15 protein-coding genes are annotated in these 15,621 nt (G+C 63.5%); 3 read left to right on the top strand and 12 right to left on the bottom strand.

Annotated elements, in window-relative coordinates:
• Nucleotides 1–198 precede the first annotated feature (198 nt).
• Nucleotides 199–789 (top strand): glutathione-regulated potassium-efflux system oxidoreductase KefF, encoded by a 591-nt coding sequence (gene kefF, locus F7R19_RS26280; protein WP_200898987.1) that lies wholly within the window; start codon nt 199–201, stop codon nt 787–789.
• Nucleotides 786–2,600 carry a glutathione-regulated potassium-efflux system protein KefC gene (gene kefC, locus F7R19_RS26275; protein ID WP_150982525.1) on the top strand — a complete coding sequence of 605 codons (1,815 nt, stop codon included), beginning with the start codon at nt 786–788 and terminating at the stop codon, nt 2,598–2,600. The genes kefF and kefC overlap by 4 nt, the downstream gene beginning before the upstream one ends.
• On the opposite strand, the gene F7R19_RS26270 is transcribed toward kefC, so the two are convergent.
• The 7 genes from F7R19_RS26270 to paaA all read right to left on the bottom strand — a co-directional run bounded on the left by F7R19_RS26270 (nt 2,597) and on the right by paaA (nt 8,260).
• Nucleotides 2,597–3,217 (bottom strand): TetR/AcrR family transcriptional regulator, encoded by a 621-nt coding sequence (locus F7R19_RS26270; protein ID WP_150982524.1) that lies wholly within the window; start codon nt 3,215–3,217, stop codon nt 2,597–2,599. The two genes, kefC and F7R19_RS26270, sit on opposite strands and share 4 nt — an antisense overlap.
• A gap of 39 nt (nt 3,218–3,256) precedes the next feature.
• The gene (locus F7R19_RS26265; RefSeq protein WP_061953671.1) at nt 3,257–4,054 is read right to left on the bottom strand and encodes a DUF1835 domain-containing protein; all 798 of its coding nucleotides are present in this window, start codon (nt 4,052–4,054) and stop codon (nt 3,257–3,259) included.
• 234 nt (nt 4,055–4,288) lie between these two features.
• A complete protein-coding gene (paaE, locus tag F7R19_RS26260; protein ID WP_150982523.1) occupies nt 4,289–5,374 on the bottom strand; it encodes a 1,2-phenylacetyl-CoA epoxidase subunit PaaE in 1,086 nt (361 codons plus the stop codon).
• Between the two features lie 12 nt (nt 5,375–5,386).
• Nucleotides 5,387–6,067, bottom strand: a complete 681-nt coding sequence (gene paaD / locus F7R19_RS26255) for a 1,2-phenylacetyl-CoA epoxidase subunit PaaD (protein WP_150982522.1) — start codon at nt 6,065–6,067, stop codon at nt 5,387–5,389.
• Between the two features lie 5 nt (nt 6,068–6,072).
• Nucleotides 6,073–6,933 (bottom strand): 1,2-phenylacetyl-CoA epoxidase subunit PaaC, encoded by an 861-nt coding sequence (paaC, locus tag F7R19_RS26250; protein WP_150982521.1) that lies wholly within the window; start codon nt 6,931–6,933, stop codon nt 6,073–6,075.
• 11 nt (nt 6,934–6,944) lie between these two features.
• Nucleotides 6,945–7,235: a 1,2-phenylacetyl-CoA epoxidase subunit PaaB gene (gene paaB, locus F7R19_RS26245; protein ID WP_150982520.1), complete on the bottom strand. Its 291-nt coding sequence runs from the start codon at nt 7,233–7,235 to the stop codon at nt 6,945–6,947.
• Nucleotides 7,236–7,252: 17 nt separating this feature from the next.
• Entirely contained in the window at nt 7,253–8,260 is a 1,008-nt protein-coding gene (gene paaA, locus F7R19_RS26240; protein ID WP_150982519.1) for a 1,2-phenylacetyl-CoA epoxidase subunit PaaA, read from the bottom strand.
• 216 nt (nt 8,261–8,476) lie between these two features.
• Here paaA and F7R19_RS26235 point away from each other — a divergent pair, with 216 nt between their 5' ends.
• Entirely contained in the window at nt 8,477–8,947 is a 471-nt protein-coding gene (locus F7R19_RS26235; RefSeq protein ID WP_150982518.1) for a universal stress protein, read from the top strand.
• 51 nt (nt 8,948–8,998) lie between these two features.
• On the opposite strand, the gene F7R19_RS26230 is transcribed toward F7R19_RS26235, so the two are convergent.
• From F7R19_RS26230 to F7R19_RS26210, 5 genes are all read right to left on the bottom strand, one after another.
• Nucleotides 8,999–9,277, bottom strand: coding sequence for a DUF1488 family protein (locus F7R19_RS26230; protein ID WP_061953651.1), 279 nt, complete (start codon nt 9,275–9,277; stop codon nt 8,999–9,001).
• Between the two features lie 123 nt (nt 9,278–9,400).
• Complete coding sequence (locus F7R19_RS26225; RefSeq protein WP_150982517.1) at nt 9,401–11,515, bottom strand: FUSC family protein; 2,115 nt, start codon at nt 11,513–11,515, stop codon at nt 9,401–9,403.
• A 377-nt stretch (nt 11,516–11,892) separates the two neighbouring features.
• Nucleotides 11,893–13,137, bottom strand: coding sequence for a nucleoside recognition domain-containing protein (locus F7R19_RS26220; RefSeq protein ID WP_150982516.1), 1,245 nt, complete (start codon nt 13,135–13,137; stop codon nt 11,893–11,895).
• 73 nt (nt 13,138–13,210) lie between these two features.
• Entirely contained in the window at nt 13,211–13,597 is a 387-nt protein-coding gene (locus F7R19_RS26215) for a DUF488 domain-containing protein (protein ID WP_150982515.1), read from the bottom strand.
• Nucleotides 13,598–13,613: 16 nt separating this feature from the next.
• Complete coding sequence (locus F7R19_RS26210) at nt 13,614–15,305, bottom strand: AMP-binding protein (RefSeq protein WP_150982514.1); 1,692 nt, start codon at nt 15,303–15,305, stop codon at nt 13,614–13,616.
• Between the last annotated feature and the right edge of the window lie 316 nt (nt 15,306–15,621).

Below are 15,621 nucleotides of genomic sequence, written 5' to 3'. Positions count from 1 at the left end.
ATTGTAGTGGAATTGTCAGTCTGGCGTAAGTATTGCCGTGGACAAACCGGCTCCCGGCATCGACGTGCCGGAAAAAACTCAATCGATTCAATAGTTTAGTGGAATGATGCACACATCACAGTCACCCCGGCTGTGGATTTGCTGCAACGCCGCACGGTTTTGGTGGTCTCCTTTCTGACTCACCCATTAGCTTCCTACATGAACGAGCCACCGATTGTTGTGATCTATGCGCACCCCACGCCGCGACGCTCGCGCGTCAATCATCCGCTTGCCGAGGCGCTGGCCGCCTTGCCGCACGTCGAGGTGCGCGAGCTTTACCGGCTCTACGTCGATTACGACATCGACGTCGTCGCCGAGCAGCGCCTGCTGTCCACCGCTGAAACCGTTGTGCTGCAGTTCCCGGTGCGCTGGTACAGCGTGCCGGCGCTGATGAAGCTCTGGCTGGACGACGTGCTGGAAAGCGGCTGGGCATACGGGCCGGGCGGCACGGCGCTGAGGGGCAAGTCGATGCTGGCGGTGGCCAGCGCTGGCGGCCATGCGGACGCCTACGGTCCCGATGGCGCGCACGGCCACCCGATCGAAGACTTCCTGCTGCCGCTCGAACAGACCGCGCTGCTGTGCGGCATGACGTGGCTGCCGCCAGTGGTCCTGCACGATGCCGATAACGCCGACACCGACGCCGTGGCGCGGCACATCGAGCATGTGGCGCGGCACCTGACGCCGCCGCCGTTGCCCCCCGAGACGCAGGAATGGCCAGCGACCGAGGCGGCCGAGGAGGATGCGTCGTGAATCAGCATGATTTCCTGATCGCGTTACTGGTGTTTCTGGTGGCGGCGGTGGTGGCCGTTCCGGTGGCGCGACGCTTCCAGCTGGGCGCTGTGCTTGGTTACCTGATTGCCGGCGCGGCGATCGGTCCGTTTGCGCTGCGACTGGTCACCAACGTCGAATCGATTCTCCATTTTTCCGAGTTCGGCGTGGTGCTCATGATGTTCGTGATCGGCCTCGAACTCGAGCCGCGCAAGCTCAAGGCGCTGCGCAAGTCGATCTTCGGATACGGGTCCGCGCAGATGGTGGCTTGTGCACTGGCCATCGGCATCGCCGCCGCGCTGTTTGGCGCGCCGTGGCAGATCGCGCTGGTGGCCGGTCTCGGGTTGGCGCTTTCCTCGACGGCAATCGCCTTTGCCACGCTGGCCGAGCGCAATCTGATGAACACGGGCGCTGGCGCGGCCAGCTTCGGCATCCTGCTGTTCCAGGATATTGCGGCGATCCCGATGATCGCGCTGCTGCCGCTGCTCGGGGCCGATGCGGTGGGCGCGGCCGCGCATGGCCCCGAGAACTGGCAGACCGCCGGCAAGGCGGTGGCCGTGATCGGCGCCGTGGTGGTCGGGGGTCGTTATCTGGTGCGGCCCGCGCTGCGCATCATCGCCCGCACGGGCATGCGCGAGATGTTCACGGCGTTTGCGCTGCTTTTGGTTGTGGGCATCGCGCTGATGATGGACGCGGTGGGTTTGTCGATGGCCCTCGGCACGTTCGTGGCCGGTGTGCTGCTGGCCGATTCCGAATACCGCCACGCGCTGGAGGCAGATATCGAGCCCTTCAAGGGCCTGCTGCTCGGACTGTTCTTCATGGCCGTGGGGATGTCGATCGACTTTGGCATTCTGGCGCAGGCGCCGGGCAAGGTGCTTGGCCTGGTGGCAGCCTTCGTGCTGATCAAGACATTGGTGCTGACGCTGCTGGCGCGGCGCTTTGGCGTCGCGCGCGGACAATGGCTGCTGTTCGGGCTGCTGATCTCGCAAGGCGGCGAGTTTGCATTCGTGGTGTTCTCCGAAGCCCGGACCGTGGGGCTGCTGCCACCGGAAACGGAGGCGCTGCTGGTGCTGATCGTGGCGCTGTCGATGGTGGCCACGCCGCTGTTGCTGCTGCTGTTCGACCGCCTGCTGGCGACGCGCCTGAACGCGATGTCGCAGCGTCCCGACGATGAGATTACCAACCAACACAACCCTGTGATCATTGCCGGATTCGGCCGTTTCGGCCAGATCATCGGGCGCTTGCTCTATGCACAGGGCATCGGCGTGACGGTGCTCGACCATGATCCGGATCAGATCGAATTCCTGCGCCAGTACGGCTTCAAGATTTTCTATGGCGACGCCACGCGCATCGACCTGCTCGAAGCCGCGGGCGCTGGCGAGGCGAAGATTCTGATCGTGTCGATCGAGGACATGGACGACAACCTCGCGCTGATCGACAAGGTGCGCCACCGCTGGCCGGACCTGAAGATCTACACGCGCGCGCGGCATGTGTCCCATGTCTACCAGCTCAAGGACCGGGGTATCGAGAACTACGAACGCGAGATGTTCGAAGGCTCGCTGATGCTGGGCCGCCGCGTGCTGGAAGGGCTCGGCTTCGACCGTGTCGAGGCGCGCAGCGTGGCGCTGCGCTTTCGCCGCCACAACATCCAGGGGATCGACCGCTTCTACCCGTTCTACAAGGACCAGAAGAAGTTGGTCTCGCTGGCCAAGCAGGCGCGCGACGAGCTCGAGGAGATGTTCCGGCAGGACCGGGAACAGCGCCAGAAGCGCGAAGAGGCGGAGTGGTCCTAGCGTGCGGCGCCGGGCTTGCCGGGCGCCAGGCCATGTTCGAGGAGATCGACCACCATGTCGGCAAACTGCGCGTAGGACAGCTTGCCGCCCGGCTTTAGCCAGGTGAACGTCCAGTTGATCATGCCGAAGACGGTCATGGTCAACGCGGTCTGATTGTCGTGTGTGACGCGATCCGGGTATGCCAGGCGCAGCAGGCGCGAGAACGCGGCCACCACATCGCGCTCGCGCATCAGAATCTGATCGCGCTGCTCGTCGGCCAGGAACTTCACGTCGTTGATCAGCGCGATATGGCGCGTCTGCGAGGTTTCGTATTCGGCCAGAAAAGCGCGAAGCAGGTGCCCGAAGGTATCGCGATGGCTGCGGCCCTGCCGCTCGCCCGCCGACTCCACGTCGAGGACGATCTGCATCAGCTGCCGCGTATAGCGGTCCAGCAGATCGAAGAGAATCGCTTCCTTGCTTTCGTAGTAGTGATAGAGCCGCGCCTTCGACGTGCCGCAAGCTGCGGCGAGGTCGGACATCGAGGTGCTCGGATAGCTCGTGGCGGCGAATGCAGCGGCCGCCAGGTCAAGGATCTGTTCGCGTTGCGCCTCGAAGTCGGGCGCTTTGGTTCTGGCCATAAGGGTCGGATCGGTCCGCCTGTTGAAACTGCTGGGGTATCACCCCGCGCTGGCGGAGAGATGATTGCGACGGATTTCGCAGGATTCGAGGCTCTCCGGATTGCCGCGCAGCACCAACTGGCCAGTGCTGACCAACTCGCGGCAGCGCCAGAAAACGAACCAGTCGCTGGTCAGAAGGCCTTCCACGGCCCCCATCACGCTGCCCACCACTTGCGCCGCCGGCGTCCAGTCCGCGGGCGCACGTTCGAGGATGACATCGTCCACGTTGTGGTAGGCGGCCGGCACCAGCGTGTTGCCCTTCCACAGGCGCACGTCGGCATTTTCCTTCACGTTCTGTTGCCACTCGTACCCGAGCCTGCCCAGCCGCAGCACCGACACCGGCGCGATCGTCGAAAAGCGTCGCGCCAGGCGGGAGGCCGGATACATGCCGATGGCGGTGAGGCTGCCATGCGCCGGCGTTTCCAGCTCGCGCAGGTCCATCGCCACTTCGTTGATGCGTTGGGGCGTCTGGTAGAGATGGAACACGACACGACGCAGCATCAGTTGATCCGACGCACTCTGACCGTGCCAGATCGCCACTTCCATATCGTCGCGGCGCAGTTGCTGGAACTGGTCCAGCGCCTGGCGCATTTCGGCCGCGAAGTCGATGTCCGAATGCGGCGCCACCCGCTGCCAGAATCCGGAGCGAATCAGGCCGGTGCTGTCGATATCGGCGATCGGACCGACGGCAAGGTCGTCGCGCAGGACCACCACCGGATCGGGCCGGGCCGCTTGGGCCAGCGCCTGGCGCAGCGTGTTGCCCGCGACATCGCCGTTGACGACATGGATATATTGCATGACCGTGATTGTATAGGGTGCGACGGGTCCCGGACCGTCGGTCGCGGCCGCCAGCACCGCCGGCAGGCGGTCGCTTGGCAGGGCGATGCGACGCATGAAGCGTGTTCCGCCATTGTAATCACGGCATGCGGTTCATCGGACATCGGCGCCTGTCCGACATGTGGGGTTCCCGCCATAGCGGTGCGATGCGGCTTGACACCCTTGCCGGACTGCCGCAAGGCCGTGCCCCACGGACTATCGTTCGTCGTAGCTGACCACCACGCGCGGCGTCAACGCGCGCGCCTGACAGGTCAGCACGAAGCCCTTCTCCATTTCCCACGGCTCCAGCGTGTAGTTCTTCTCCATTTCGACCTTGCCTTCCAGGACCTTGGCGCGGCAGGTGCAGCAGACCCCGCCCTTGCAGGCGTAAGGCAGGTCGAGCCCCGCGGCCAGCGCGGTGTCCAGCACGTTGGCGTCGGCCAGCGGCAGGCGCATCTTGTGCTGCTTGCCGTCCAGCACCACCACCAGTTCCGCGGTGCCGGCCAGGTCCGTGTGCACGGGCGCGGCGGGCCGCGGCTGGCCGGTCGGCACGCCGAAGCGCTCGGCGTGAATCTTGTGCGGGTCGACGCCGGCGTCTTTCAGCGCGCCTTCCACCTCATCGATCATCGAAGCCGGGCCGCAGACGAACGCGGCGTCGATATCGTCCACCGGCAGCAGGGTTTGCAGGAAGGCGGCGACGCGCTCCCGGTCCAGCCGGCCGTGCAGCAGATCCACTTCCTGCGGCTGCCGCGACAGCACGTGATAAAGCGTGAAGCGCGACAGATACTGGTTCTTCAGATCTTCCAGCGCTTCGGAAAAGATGATGGTGTCGACGCTGCGGTTACCGTAGACCAGCGTGAAACGGCTGTTCGGCTCGACGGCCAGCGTGGTGCGGATCAGCGACAGCACCGGCGTGATGCCGCTGCCGGCGGCAAACGCCACGTATTGGCGCGCCGCGTCCGGGTCCAGCGGCACATGGAAGCGGCCGTCCGGCGTCATCACATCGAGCGTCTGGCCCACCGACACATGGTCGTGGATCCACGTCGAGAACACGCCGTCGTCGACCAGCTTGACCGCCACGCGCAGCTCGCCGCGCTGGTCGTAGTCCTGCACGCCGCAGCAGATTGAATAGGACCGGCGGACGTCCTTGCCGTCGACCGGGGCCTTCAACGTGAGGAACTGGCCCTGCGTGAAACGGTAGGCGTCGCGCAGGTCGTCCGGCACGTCGAACGCGATCGATACCGTATCGGAAGTTTCCGGACGAATGTGCGCCACGCGCAGCGGATGGAACTGTGGGGTCATGGTCCGTCAGGCTCAATAGGGTTTGAAGTAATCAAACGGCTCGCGGCAGTCGAGGCAGCGATAGAGCGCCTTGCAAGCGGTGGACGCAAAACGCGACAGCTCCTGGGTGTGAACGCTGCCGCAACGCGGGCATGCGACCGATTCGGCTGCGACGGCCGCGCGCGGCACAAAGCGCAGCGGACGCCCGCGATCGGCATGGGCGTTGGGGGCGGCGCACTGCTGTGGCGGTGCGATGCCGTAGGCGCGCAGCCGGGCGCGGCCGGCTTCGGTAATCCAGTCGGTGGTCCAGGCGGGCGCCAGCACGGTGCGCACGCGATATGGCGCAAGCGCCGCCGCGGCGAGCGCCGCGCCAACGTCTTCCTCGATCTGCGACATCGCGGGACATCCGGAATAGGTCGGGGTGATGATGGCTTCGATGGTGACGCCATCGGCGGCAATCGACAGGTCGCGCAAGATGCCAAGATCGCGGATCGACACGACGGGGATTTCGGGATCCGGCACGGCCTCCAGTACCTGCCAAGCGCGCGCAATCCGGTCCTGCGGCGTCGCCGTGGCGGCCGGATGCGATCGTGGGCCAGTCTGCGCAGAAGTAGGTGCGGCAGTGGGCGCAGTGGGCGCAAAGGTCGGCGCAAACGGCGAAGCTGGCGACGCTCCCACAGCCGATGCCGGGGTGCAGGCCGGTGCGCGATTCATGGCGGTCACCATTGGGCGCCAGGATGAGCCCGCGCGAGGCTTTGCATTTCGGCCAGCAGATAGCTCATGTGCTCGGAATGCAATCCGTGCTTGCCCGTCGAGACAAAGGCGCTTGGCGCCGGCCGCTGCAGCGTGGCGTCTTCGAGCGTGGCGTCGAGCGTTGCTTCCCAGGCGTCGCGCAGATCGGCCGTCGGCACGCAAACGCCCTGCGCGGCGGCCTCGAGTTCCACGTCGTCGGCGGCGAAGCATTCGTTCATGTAGGGAAGCAGATGATCGAGCGCGCGTTGCATGCGGTCGTGCGATTCGTCGGTGCCGTCGCCCAGGCGCACCGCCCAGTCGGCCGCATGGCGAAGGTGGTAGCGCATTTCCTTTGCCGACTTGGCCGCGATGGCCGCCAGTTGCGGATCGCTGCTGTGTTCGAGCGCGGGCCACAACTCGGCCATCAACGCGCTGTACAGGAAATTGCGCATGATCGTCACCGCATAGTCACGGTCCGCCCGTGCGGTGCCGGCCAGGGCGCCGTGATGCGGCAGTTCCTGCAGCGTCCAGTTACGGAAATCGCGCTCGTTGCGAAAGTACGCGTAGTCGTCTTCGTGACGCTCGCGGCCCGTCAGGCGGCCTTCGAGCACGCCCGCGTGGCCGTAGAGCAGGCGCGCCTGGCCGATCAGGTCGAGGCTGATATTGGCCATGGCGATATCTTCCTCGAGCGCCGGGCCGTGTCCGCACCATTCGGCATTGCGTTGTCCGAGGACCAGCGCGTTGTCCGCCAGCCGCAGCACGTATTGCAGCGGCGCGGTGCGGGCCAGCGGCAGGCTGGCGATCGCGTCGTGAAGTGCGTCGTCGCGGGCATCGATCGGTTGCGTCATGGTGCGCGGCCTTACATGTGATTGACTTCGTCTGGAAGCTGGTAGAACGTGGGATGCCGGTAGATCTTGTCGGCTGCGGGATCGAACAGCTCGGACTTCTCGGCCGGCGCGCTGGCGGTAATGGCCGACGACGGCACCACCCAGATCGACACGCCTTCCTGCCGGCGCGTGTACACGTCGCGCGCCATATGGAGCGCCTGCTGCGCGTCCGCCGCATGCAGGCTGCCGCAGTGCTTGTGTTCCAGGCCCTGCTTGCTGCGGACAAAGACTTCCCACAGCGGCCATTCCTTTTGTTGTGTCATGGTGGTTCTCCTGCGGCTTATGCGGCCTTGGCCGATGCGTCGCGCCGCGCGCGCTTGCGGGCGTGCGCCAGCGCGGCGTCGCGCACCCAGGCGCCGTCCTCGTGCGCCTTTACGCGCGTGGCCAGGCGTTCCCGATTGCACGGACCGTCGCCATTGATCACGCGCCAGAACTCGTCCCAGTCGAGCGGGCTGTAGTCGTAGTGCCCGCGCTCGGCATTCCAGACCAGGCCTGGATCGGGCAGCGTCACGCCCAGCACCTTAGCCTGTTCCACCGTGGCGTCGACGAATTTTTGACGCAGGTCGTCGTTCGAAATGCGCTTGATTCCCCAGGCCATGGTCTGCGCGCTGTTGGTCGACGCCGCATCGGGCGGACCGAACATCATCAGCACCGGAAACCACCAGCGATTCACGGCGTCCTGCACCATGTCGCGCTGGGCCTGCGTGCCGCGCATCATCGCCAGCAACGCGTCGAAGCCCTGGCGCTGATGAAACGACTCTTCCTTGCAGATGCGGATCATCGCGCGCGCATAGGGCCCATACGAACACCGGCACAGCGGGATCTGGTTCATGATCGCCGCGCCGTCGACAAGCCAGCCGATGACGCCCACGTCGGCCCATGTCAGGGTCGGATAATTGAAGATCGACGAATACTTGGCGCGGCCGGCGTGCAGCGCATCGACGAGGTCATCGCGCGACGCATTGAGCGTTTCGGCCGCGCTGTACAGGTACAGACCATGGCCGCCTTCGTCCTGCACCTTGGCCAGCAGGATCGCCTTGCGCTTGAGCGAAGGGGCACGGCTGATCCAGTTGCCCTCGGGCTGCATGCCAATGATTTCCGAGTGGGCGTGTTGCGAGATCTGGCGGACCAGCGTCTTGCGATAAGCGTCAGGCATCCAATCCATCGGCTCGATCTTGGCGTCTTCGGCCATGCGCGCATCGAAGGCCGCCTGACGTTTGTCCGGGGTATCGACCGACGCCAACGCGGCAGGGGTCTGGCCTGGCAGGTCTAGGCTCTGTGTGTACATCACGTCTCCTTGGCTTTTCGTCTGTCTGGACGGGGCGGCCTGTCGAGGCTGTATGGCATTTGGGGGTGGAGCGGTGCGGATACTATATATATAAACCGACCGGTCGGTCAATTTAATGGTGCTCTGCTCCGGAGGATTTTTGAGAATCGGCTCACGACGTGAGGCCGGCGTCATGTGTAGTATCGAGCTTCAATCTTCTACCGGAGGGCATTGGAAATGGCGAGCAACACTTACAGCAAGATTGTGGTGGCAGTGGATGGCAGCAGCACTTCGGATCTCGCCCTGCAGGAAGCGATCCGCGTGGCCAGCGGCAGCGGCGCCACCGTCCTGGCTCTCTATGTGGTCGATAACGGCGTGATGCTGTTCGACGCCGGCTTCTATGATCCATCGCAGATCGAGCGCGCCTATGTGGACAGTGGCAAGAAATCGCTCGAAGCGGCAGGGCAAGTGCTCGGCGCAGCAAACGTGAAGTTCGAAACCAGACTGGTGACGGAGCCGGCGGTGATTGGCGATATCGCCGGTTCGATCAACGCCGCGGCGAAGGAATGGGGCGGCGATCTGCTGGTGATCGGCACGCATGGCCGCCGCGGCGTGCGGCGGCTGGTGCTGGGCAGCGTCGCGGAAGCGGTGATTCGTCAGTCCACGATGCCGGTGTTGCTGGTGCGCGGCCGGGAAACCGACGCCTGAAGCAGGCGCCGGCCGATCGGTCTCGGGCTGTCCGGGACTCGCTTGCCGATGTCAGCCTGCAAAGCGGAAATGACCGCCGCGCAGGACGATCTCGCGCGCTTCGGTCAGCTCGAACATGGTTTCAGCGAGCTGTTCGATGCGCGTGCGATTGTTCGTGAACGCGTGGACCAGATCCTCCTCACGCGCGGAACGTGCCCCGCAATACGCCTCCAGAGCTTCCGCGGTGACTGAATACTGGGACCGATTGCCGTTGACGGTGGCCGGACACGACAGTGTCAGGCTGGCGCCACAGTAGGTGGGATTGCTGTTGGGAAAGGTGATATCGACCATGGCGCACCTCGTCTTGCCGGAACGGGGAAACGGCGAATATCCCTTCAATATAGGCAATCGCCGCCATCCGGCAAGGCGCAGCAGCTGTATGTCGACAAGACCTCCTGGCCGCTTGCCCTGAGTCTAGCCGGCGCGCAAGCCGGTAAGACGCCCGCGGTTGGCCGCTGCCTGCCTTGCCGCGAGGGTGCGTAACGCAGCGACCGTCCGGTGCGCCGTATCGATATGGGAATCGGCGTAGACGGCTTGTTCCGCCAGAAAGTGCTCGAGCGGAGCGTTGTCCGGTGTGAGCGGCGTGAGGCGAAGGGGTGCGACTACGGTGGTAACGCCGGTACTGCCCGGCCGCACGGCGACTTCGGCCAGCCGCGCCTCAAGGTCGACGAGCAACGCCTGGATCGCCGCTCCGGGGCTTGAAGGGTGTTCGCCCGATTCGACCGCTGCCCGCACCAGGCCGGCCAGTGACGCCATCTTCCGGGTCAGGATGAGCAAGGCGTTGTGGCTGCTGGCAAGGCCGGGATCGAGCTCTTCCGCACATTGTGCCAATGTCATCTCGGCTTGCGTGGAAGCACGACCGGCAGAAATGCGTAACGCCTCAAGTCGCGCATGTGACGGGGAAATTGCCCGTGCCGCACTGAACGAGGCGCGCAGATACACCGCGTTGACGGCCAGGGCATCGAGACTATGACGGAAGGCGCGGGACAATTCGGCGCGCGGCGCCAGCACATAGTAGCTAGCCAGCGCGATCAGGCAGCCGATTGCCGTATCGAGCCCGCGCAAGGCTGCGACATGGCTGCTGCTGGACGCGGGCTCCCCCAGCCACGAGAACAGGATGACAGCCGGCGTCAAACAAAACGCAAAGCCGCCCGCATTGCCTGCCAACCGCAGTGCATAGGCCCCGGCGAGGAACAAGGTGCTGATGCCAAGCGCAAGCGTGGGCGTGAGGTGGGCAAGGCCGATGACGCACGCCAGCAGCGCACCGGCGAGGGAGCCTGCAAACCGGTGGAACGAGATTTGTCGCGTGGTTTGCAAGCGTGGACTGAGCACCATGATCACGGTGACTGCGACCCAGTAGCCATGATCAGCCTGGAGCAGTTGCGACGGCAGGAGGCTGAGCGCGCCAGCCAACGCCAGGCGTATGGCGTGGCGCGACACCCGTGCGTCGCGCGCCGCCACATCGGCCAATGCGTGACCAAGCCGGTCCACCATGCGCGCAAGGCCGCTACTTGGCCAGACAAAGGTGTCGCGCCAGCGATCGAAGGATGGCTGCTTCGCCAGCGCCGCCAGCGCGGACTGATAGGTGGGCGGCGCGCTCGCGTTGGCGCGCTGGGCGACGAGGCGCCGCAGATCCGCGCCCAGCATCGCGCTGAGCGCCGGTAAATCCGGCGCATGCGGGGCAAGCGCCTGTTGAACTTGCTCTAGCGTGTCGGCCAGGCACCGCGCGGTATAGGCCAGCGGCAAGCGGTGTCCGGTGCTGCAGCCGGCACGGTCGCGCAGTTCGCCTGCGACGATCAGCAGGCCAAAGATTGCGTCCGCAACGTGCACCGCATAGGCGTAGTGGAGCAGGCCGATGGGATCGAACATGCCGCGGCGGGCGATGACGGCCGCACGCGCGGTTTCGATGCGTAGCCGGATTTCCTGCTTGTAGGCCGCGGTGTCCTGCGTGGGCGACGTGGCGAGACATTGCGCAAACCGCAGGAGCACGCTGTAGACGGCGATGATTTCCATACGCGGCCGCGTATCGCGCTGCGAGGGAATCAGCACAAGACTCACCAGACACGCAAACAGTCCGCCGCGCAGGAAGTCAACGCCGGCCATCCATACATGAGCCGGCGTCGATGCACCGAGCGTCGGCTGCAGGCATGCCGCGATAAGCACCACGTAAAGCAGCTTGGCGCACAGCGCAGCCGCCGGTCCCCGGATCTCGGCCAATCCTGCAACCAGTCCCGCGGCGATTACGACGGCCAGCGCGGTCAGCGGCGACGCCGACAGGCTCGCCCCAAGCATGCTGGCAAGCGCACCGCCGACACCCACCGTACCGAGCGCGCGAATGCGCGAAGCGGCCGTGCCTTGTCGGTCGGCCAGGCATGTCCAAATCGATGCCGTGGCGGACCACAGGTAGCCGGCGTCGGAGGTCAGCCAGGCGGTGCCGGCCAGCGCGAAGAAGGAGAGCGCGTAGACGATGCCCCGGCGGGTTGCTGCAGAGTCGGGGCAATAACGAAGGGAGCGCGGGGCGCGGCGCATGGTGAAGAGTGCGAGACCTGAGGTCTCAGGGTGAGTACCGATAGCACTCTAGATTGACCATTGCTGCATTGCAACAATGGCGACCGAAACCGTTGTTTTGCGCCTCACCGGTGCCCCGTTGCACCAGAAGGGAGAATCCGGGTGCGGAACGGGGCAGGTGCCCTATTCGTGAGGTGTTTGAAACCAAAACCGCCGCTCTCTGCGACGATTCCGCAAATTTTGGGTAAAAAAAACCCGCGCAGGTTGTGCGCGGGTTGGAATCCACCGAGGTGGTGGAGGAGACAGACTTCAATATACACGACTTGCTGCGACGCACCAAGTGCCGCGCATATAAATGTATTGGAAAGCGCGCATTGATGTTGTCGTCGTACAACAAGTCACCGGAACAGGTATCCAATCCACACCGCCGATACCAATCCGACACCATCCGCGAATAGCGCACACGCGAGCGCATGGCGTGTATTGCGCACATTAACGCTGCCGAAATAGACGGCGAGCACATAGAACGTGGTTTCCGTGGATCCCTGGATGATCGCGGCCAGCCGGGCCTGAAAGGAATCGACGCCATAGGTCGCCATGATGTCCACCATTAATCCGCGCGCGCCCGCGCCTGAGAGGATCTTCATCAACCCCACCGGCAGGGCTGGAACGAATGCGGTGTCCACACCCAGCCAGGTAAAGGCGGACGTCAGGCCGCGCAGGACCACATCCATGCAACCGCTGGCGCGAAACAGTCCGATGGCCACGAGAATTGCGACTAGATACGGAATGATCTGTACGGCAACGCCGAAGCCTTCCTTTGCACCGTCTATGAAGGCGTCGTAAACATTCACCCCGCGGATGGCGCCGCAGACCAGAAACAAAATAATCAACGAGAGAATGAATCCGCTTCCTGCCAGGGCGGCCAATTGGCTGACCTGATCGGGCGGCGCGTGCCGCAGCCAGACAAACAGGCCGCCCACCGCCGCACACATCACGGAAAAAGCCGCAAGCACGGGAAGTTTGAAGAGATTGAGCCGCTGCACCCACGCTACCGCGAGCAGGCCGGCCAGGCACGATGCACCGGTTGCCAGCAAGGTTGGCAGGAAAATATCCGCCGCATTGAAATTCACCAACCCCTGCTTGACTGCCATCGCCTGGCGGATGGCAATTACCGAGGTCGGAATCAACGTCAAGCCGGCGGTATTCAGCACGATGAACATAATCTGCGCATTCGTGGCCGTAGCGGGTTGACGGTTCAGTGTCTGGAGCTCGCGCATGGCTGTCAGACCGAGTGGGGTAGCCGCGTTATCGAGCCCCAGCATATTGGCGGAAACGTTCATCATCATCGCGCCCTGGGCCGGGTGGCCAGCTGGTACCCCGGGGAAGAAGTGGCGCAATAGTGGATTGACGCAGCGTGCAAACAGGTCGATGACACCTGCGCGTTCGCCAATGCGCATAATGCCGATCCATAGGCTCATTACGCCGACGAGTCCAAGCGAGATCTCGAACGCAGTGCGCGAACTGTCGAAAAGAGACGTCAGCATGGCGGGAAATACCGTGGTATCGCCGCCAATAAGACGCACGCAGGCGGCTACAAAGGAAACCAGGAAGAATCCGAGCCAGACGAAGTTCAATGCCATCGACGTAGGAGAGGCTGTTAGGAGGCTTCGCCGCAACGTCCGCGGCGAAGCTTCGCATCATAGCCTGCATGTCTCAGGCGATATCGGCGCCGCGTTCCGCCAGTAGTGCTCGCAGGATTAAGCGATGGCAGCGGGCTTCGTCCTCGCAATAACAACCGAGCGAAAAGTTTGTCTGGTGCGAAAACGCAGCGAGCAGGTCAAGCGTTCGGCTTGCGTCTGGCTGCGCCATCTCGGCGCGAAAATGCTTTTCGAATGCGCGCCAGGCCTTTTCGTCTTTCGCGGACTGCGCTTGGGCGACCAGCTCGGCCGAAGGGGACAGGACCGGATACCAGACGTCATAAAAATCTCGGCTTGCAAACTCTGCCTTCGGCACTCCGCGCGGCGGACGGCGCACCGTACCGAGGCGCAACCCTTCGTCTTTTTCGCGTGGTCCCCCGAGCCTGACGATTCGAATGGTCATTTTTTGCCGCCCCGGGTCAGGCCGTTTCAGCGGGCGATAAGCCCAGATCGTGAATCATGGTGTCGCGCATCACAAACTTTTGGACCTTGCCGGTTACCGTCATCGGCATCTCCTCCACGAATCGTATATAGCGCGGGACCTTGTAATGGGCAATCTGGTCGCGGCAGAAATCACGGATCTCGCCCTCCGTAGCATGCTGGCCGGGTTTGAGGACGATCCACGCGCACACCTCTTCGCCGTATTTGGCATCGGGCACGCCAAACACCTGTACCGCCTGCACTTTGGGGTGGCGAAACAGAAATTCCTCGATTTCACGCGGGTAGATGTTCTCCCCACCTCGAATCAGCATGTCTTTCACGCGACCCACGATGTTGCAATAACCCTCGTTGTCGAGGGTGGCCAGATCGCCGGTATGCATCCATCCGTCACGAATCGCTTCGCGCGTGCGGGCGTCGTCGTCCCAATATCCGAGCATCACCGAATAGCCGCGCGTACAAAGCTCACCGGTTTCCCCGCGTGTCACGATCTCACCTGTGGCGTCGACGATCTTGCATTCCAGATGCGGCTGCACACGTCCCACGGTGGCAACCCGCTTGTCGAGTGGATCGTCCGTGGCGCTTTGAAATGAAACCGGGCTAGTTTCGGTCATGCCGTAGGCAATCGTCACTTCCGCCATATGCATATCGGTGACCACTCGCTTCATGACCTCGATGGGGCATGGTGCGCCGGCCATGATTCCGGTGCGTAATGTGGAAAAGTCGAACTTCCCAAAATCGGGATGGTCGAGTTGGGCAATAAACATCGTCGGCACCCCGTGAAGCGCCGTGCAACGCTCTTCGGACACGGCGCGCATGGTGGCCAGTGGGTCAAATGCTTCGCCCGGGAAAATCATGCAGGCCCCGACCGAAACGCAGGCCAGTACGGAAAGCACCATGCCGAAACAGTGATAAAGCGGAACGGGAATACATAGTCGGTCGGACGCGCCCAGTTTCATTGCCATTGCAACGAAGCGCCCGTTGTTGACAACGTTGTGGTGCGTAAGCGTGGCGCCTTTGGGATTTCCCGTCGTTCCGCTCGTGAACTGAATGTTGATCGGGTCATGGGCATCCAATTGCCGCGAAATGGCGTCGAGGTCGGCTGGCGATGCGATTTTCAGGAGATCGTTGTAGCTGAGCATCCCGTCGGTGCGCTCAGTTCCCATTCGCACCACGAACCGAAGGTGCTGCAGCCTCGCTGCGCGGAGCTGGCCAGGTGCGCACTGCGCGAGTTCCGGCGCCAATGCAAGAAGCATCCGCAAATAGTCACTCGATTTGAAGTTGGCGGCGGTGATGAGCATCTTCACGCACGCCTTGTTCAGCGCATACTCGAGCTCGGCCTGCCGATAGGCCGGGTTGATATTCACGAGGATGGCGCCGATACGGGCGGTAGCAAACTGTGTAACCAGCCATTCGGCGCGGTTTGGCGACCAGATGCCCACTCGGTCGCCTCGGGCAATCCCGTGCGCAAGCAAGCCGGTGGCGAGTCTGTCGACCTGATCGGCAAACTGGCGCCATGTCCAACGAATTCCCTGTTCGCGGAAGGCTACAGCGTCACCTTCGGGATTTGCCTCGACAGCGCGAGCCAATAACGCGGGAATGGTGTCGTCGGATAGCGGAATATCGGTCGCACCGGTCACTAGCGAGCGATCGGCGGCCACGGACTGATTCATGGTGTCTCCTTCAACTGCGTCTTTTCATAGTAGGAGTCGACTTCTTGCCGCCCTCCGGTTGGCAGCTTAGGACAGTTCCCTGCGCAAAGTTGTCCCCACCGCGACAGTTGCCACGGTTGGTACTCGAGCGCATTGGAAAGCAATAACGATCTTTTTAAAGAAAGCGCTTGCGCAGACGGCGGTAGTCCACTAATATTCGCCCCCTCGCAACACGAAGCGCGCTGCCAAGGCAGTGTTGGCAAGGGTTTGCGGGGCGGCAGTGGTTGGTGTCTGGGCAGGAAAGGGCGCTGACGGCAGATAAAAAATCTTCTGCAAA

Origin of the sequence: Cupriavidus pauculus, from assembly GCF_008801835.1 — a bacterium.
Lineage (GTDB): Bacteria > Pseudomonadota > Gammaproteobacteria > Burkholderiales > Burkholderiaceae > Cupriavidus > Cupriavidus pauculus.
This window is presented reverse-complemented; position numbering and strand designations above follow the sequence as displayed.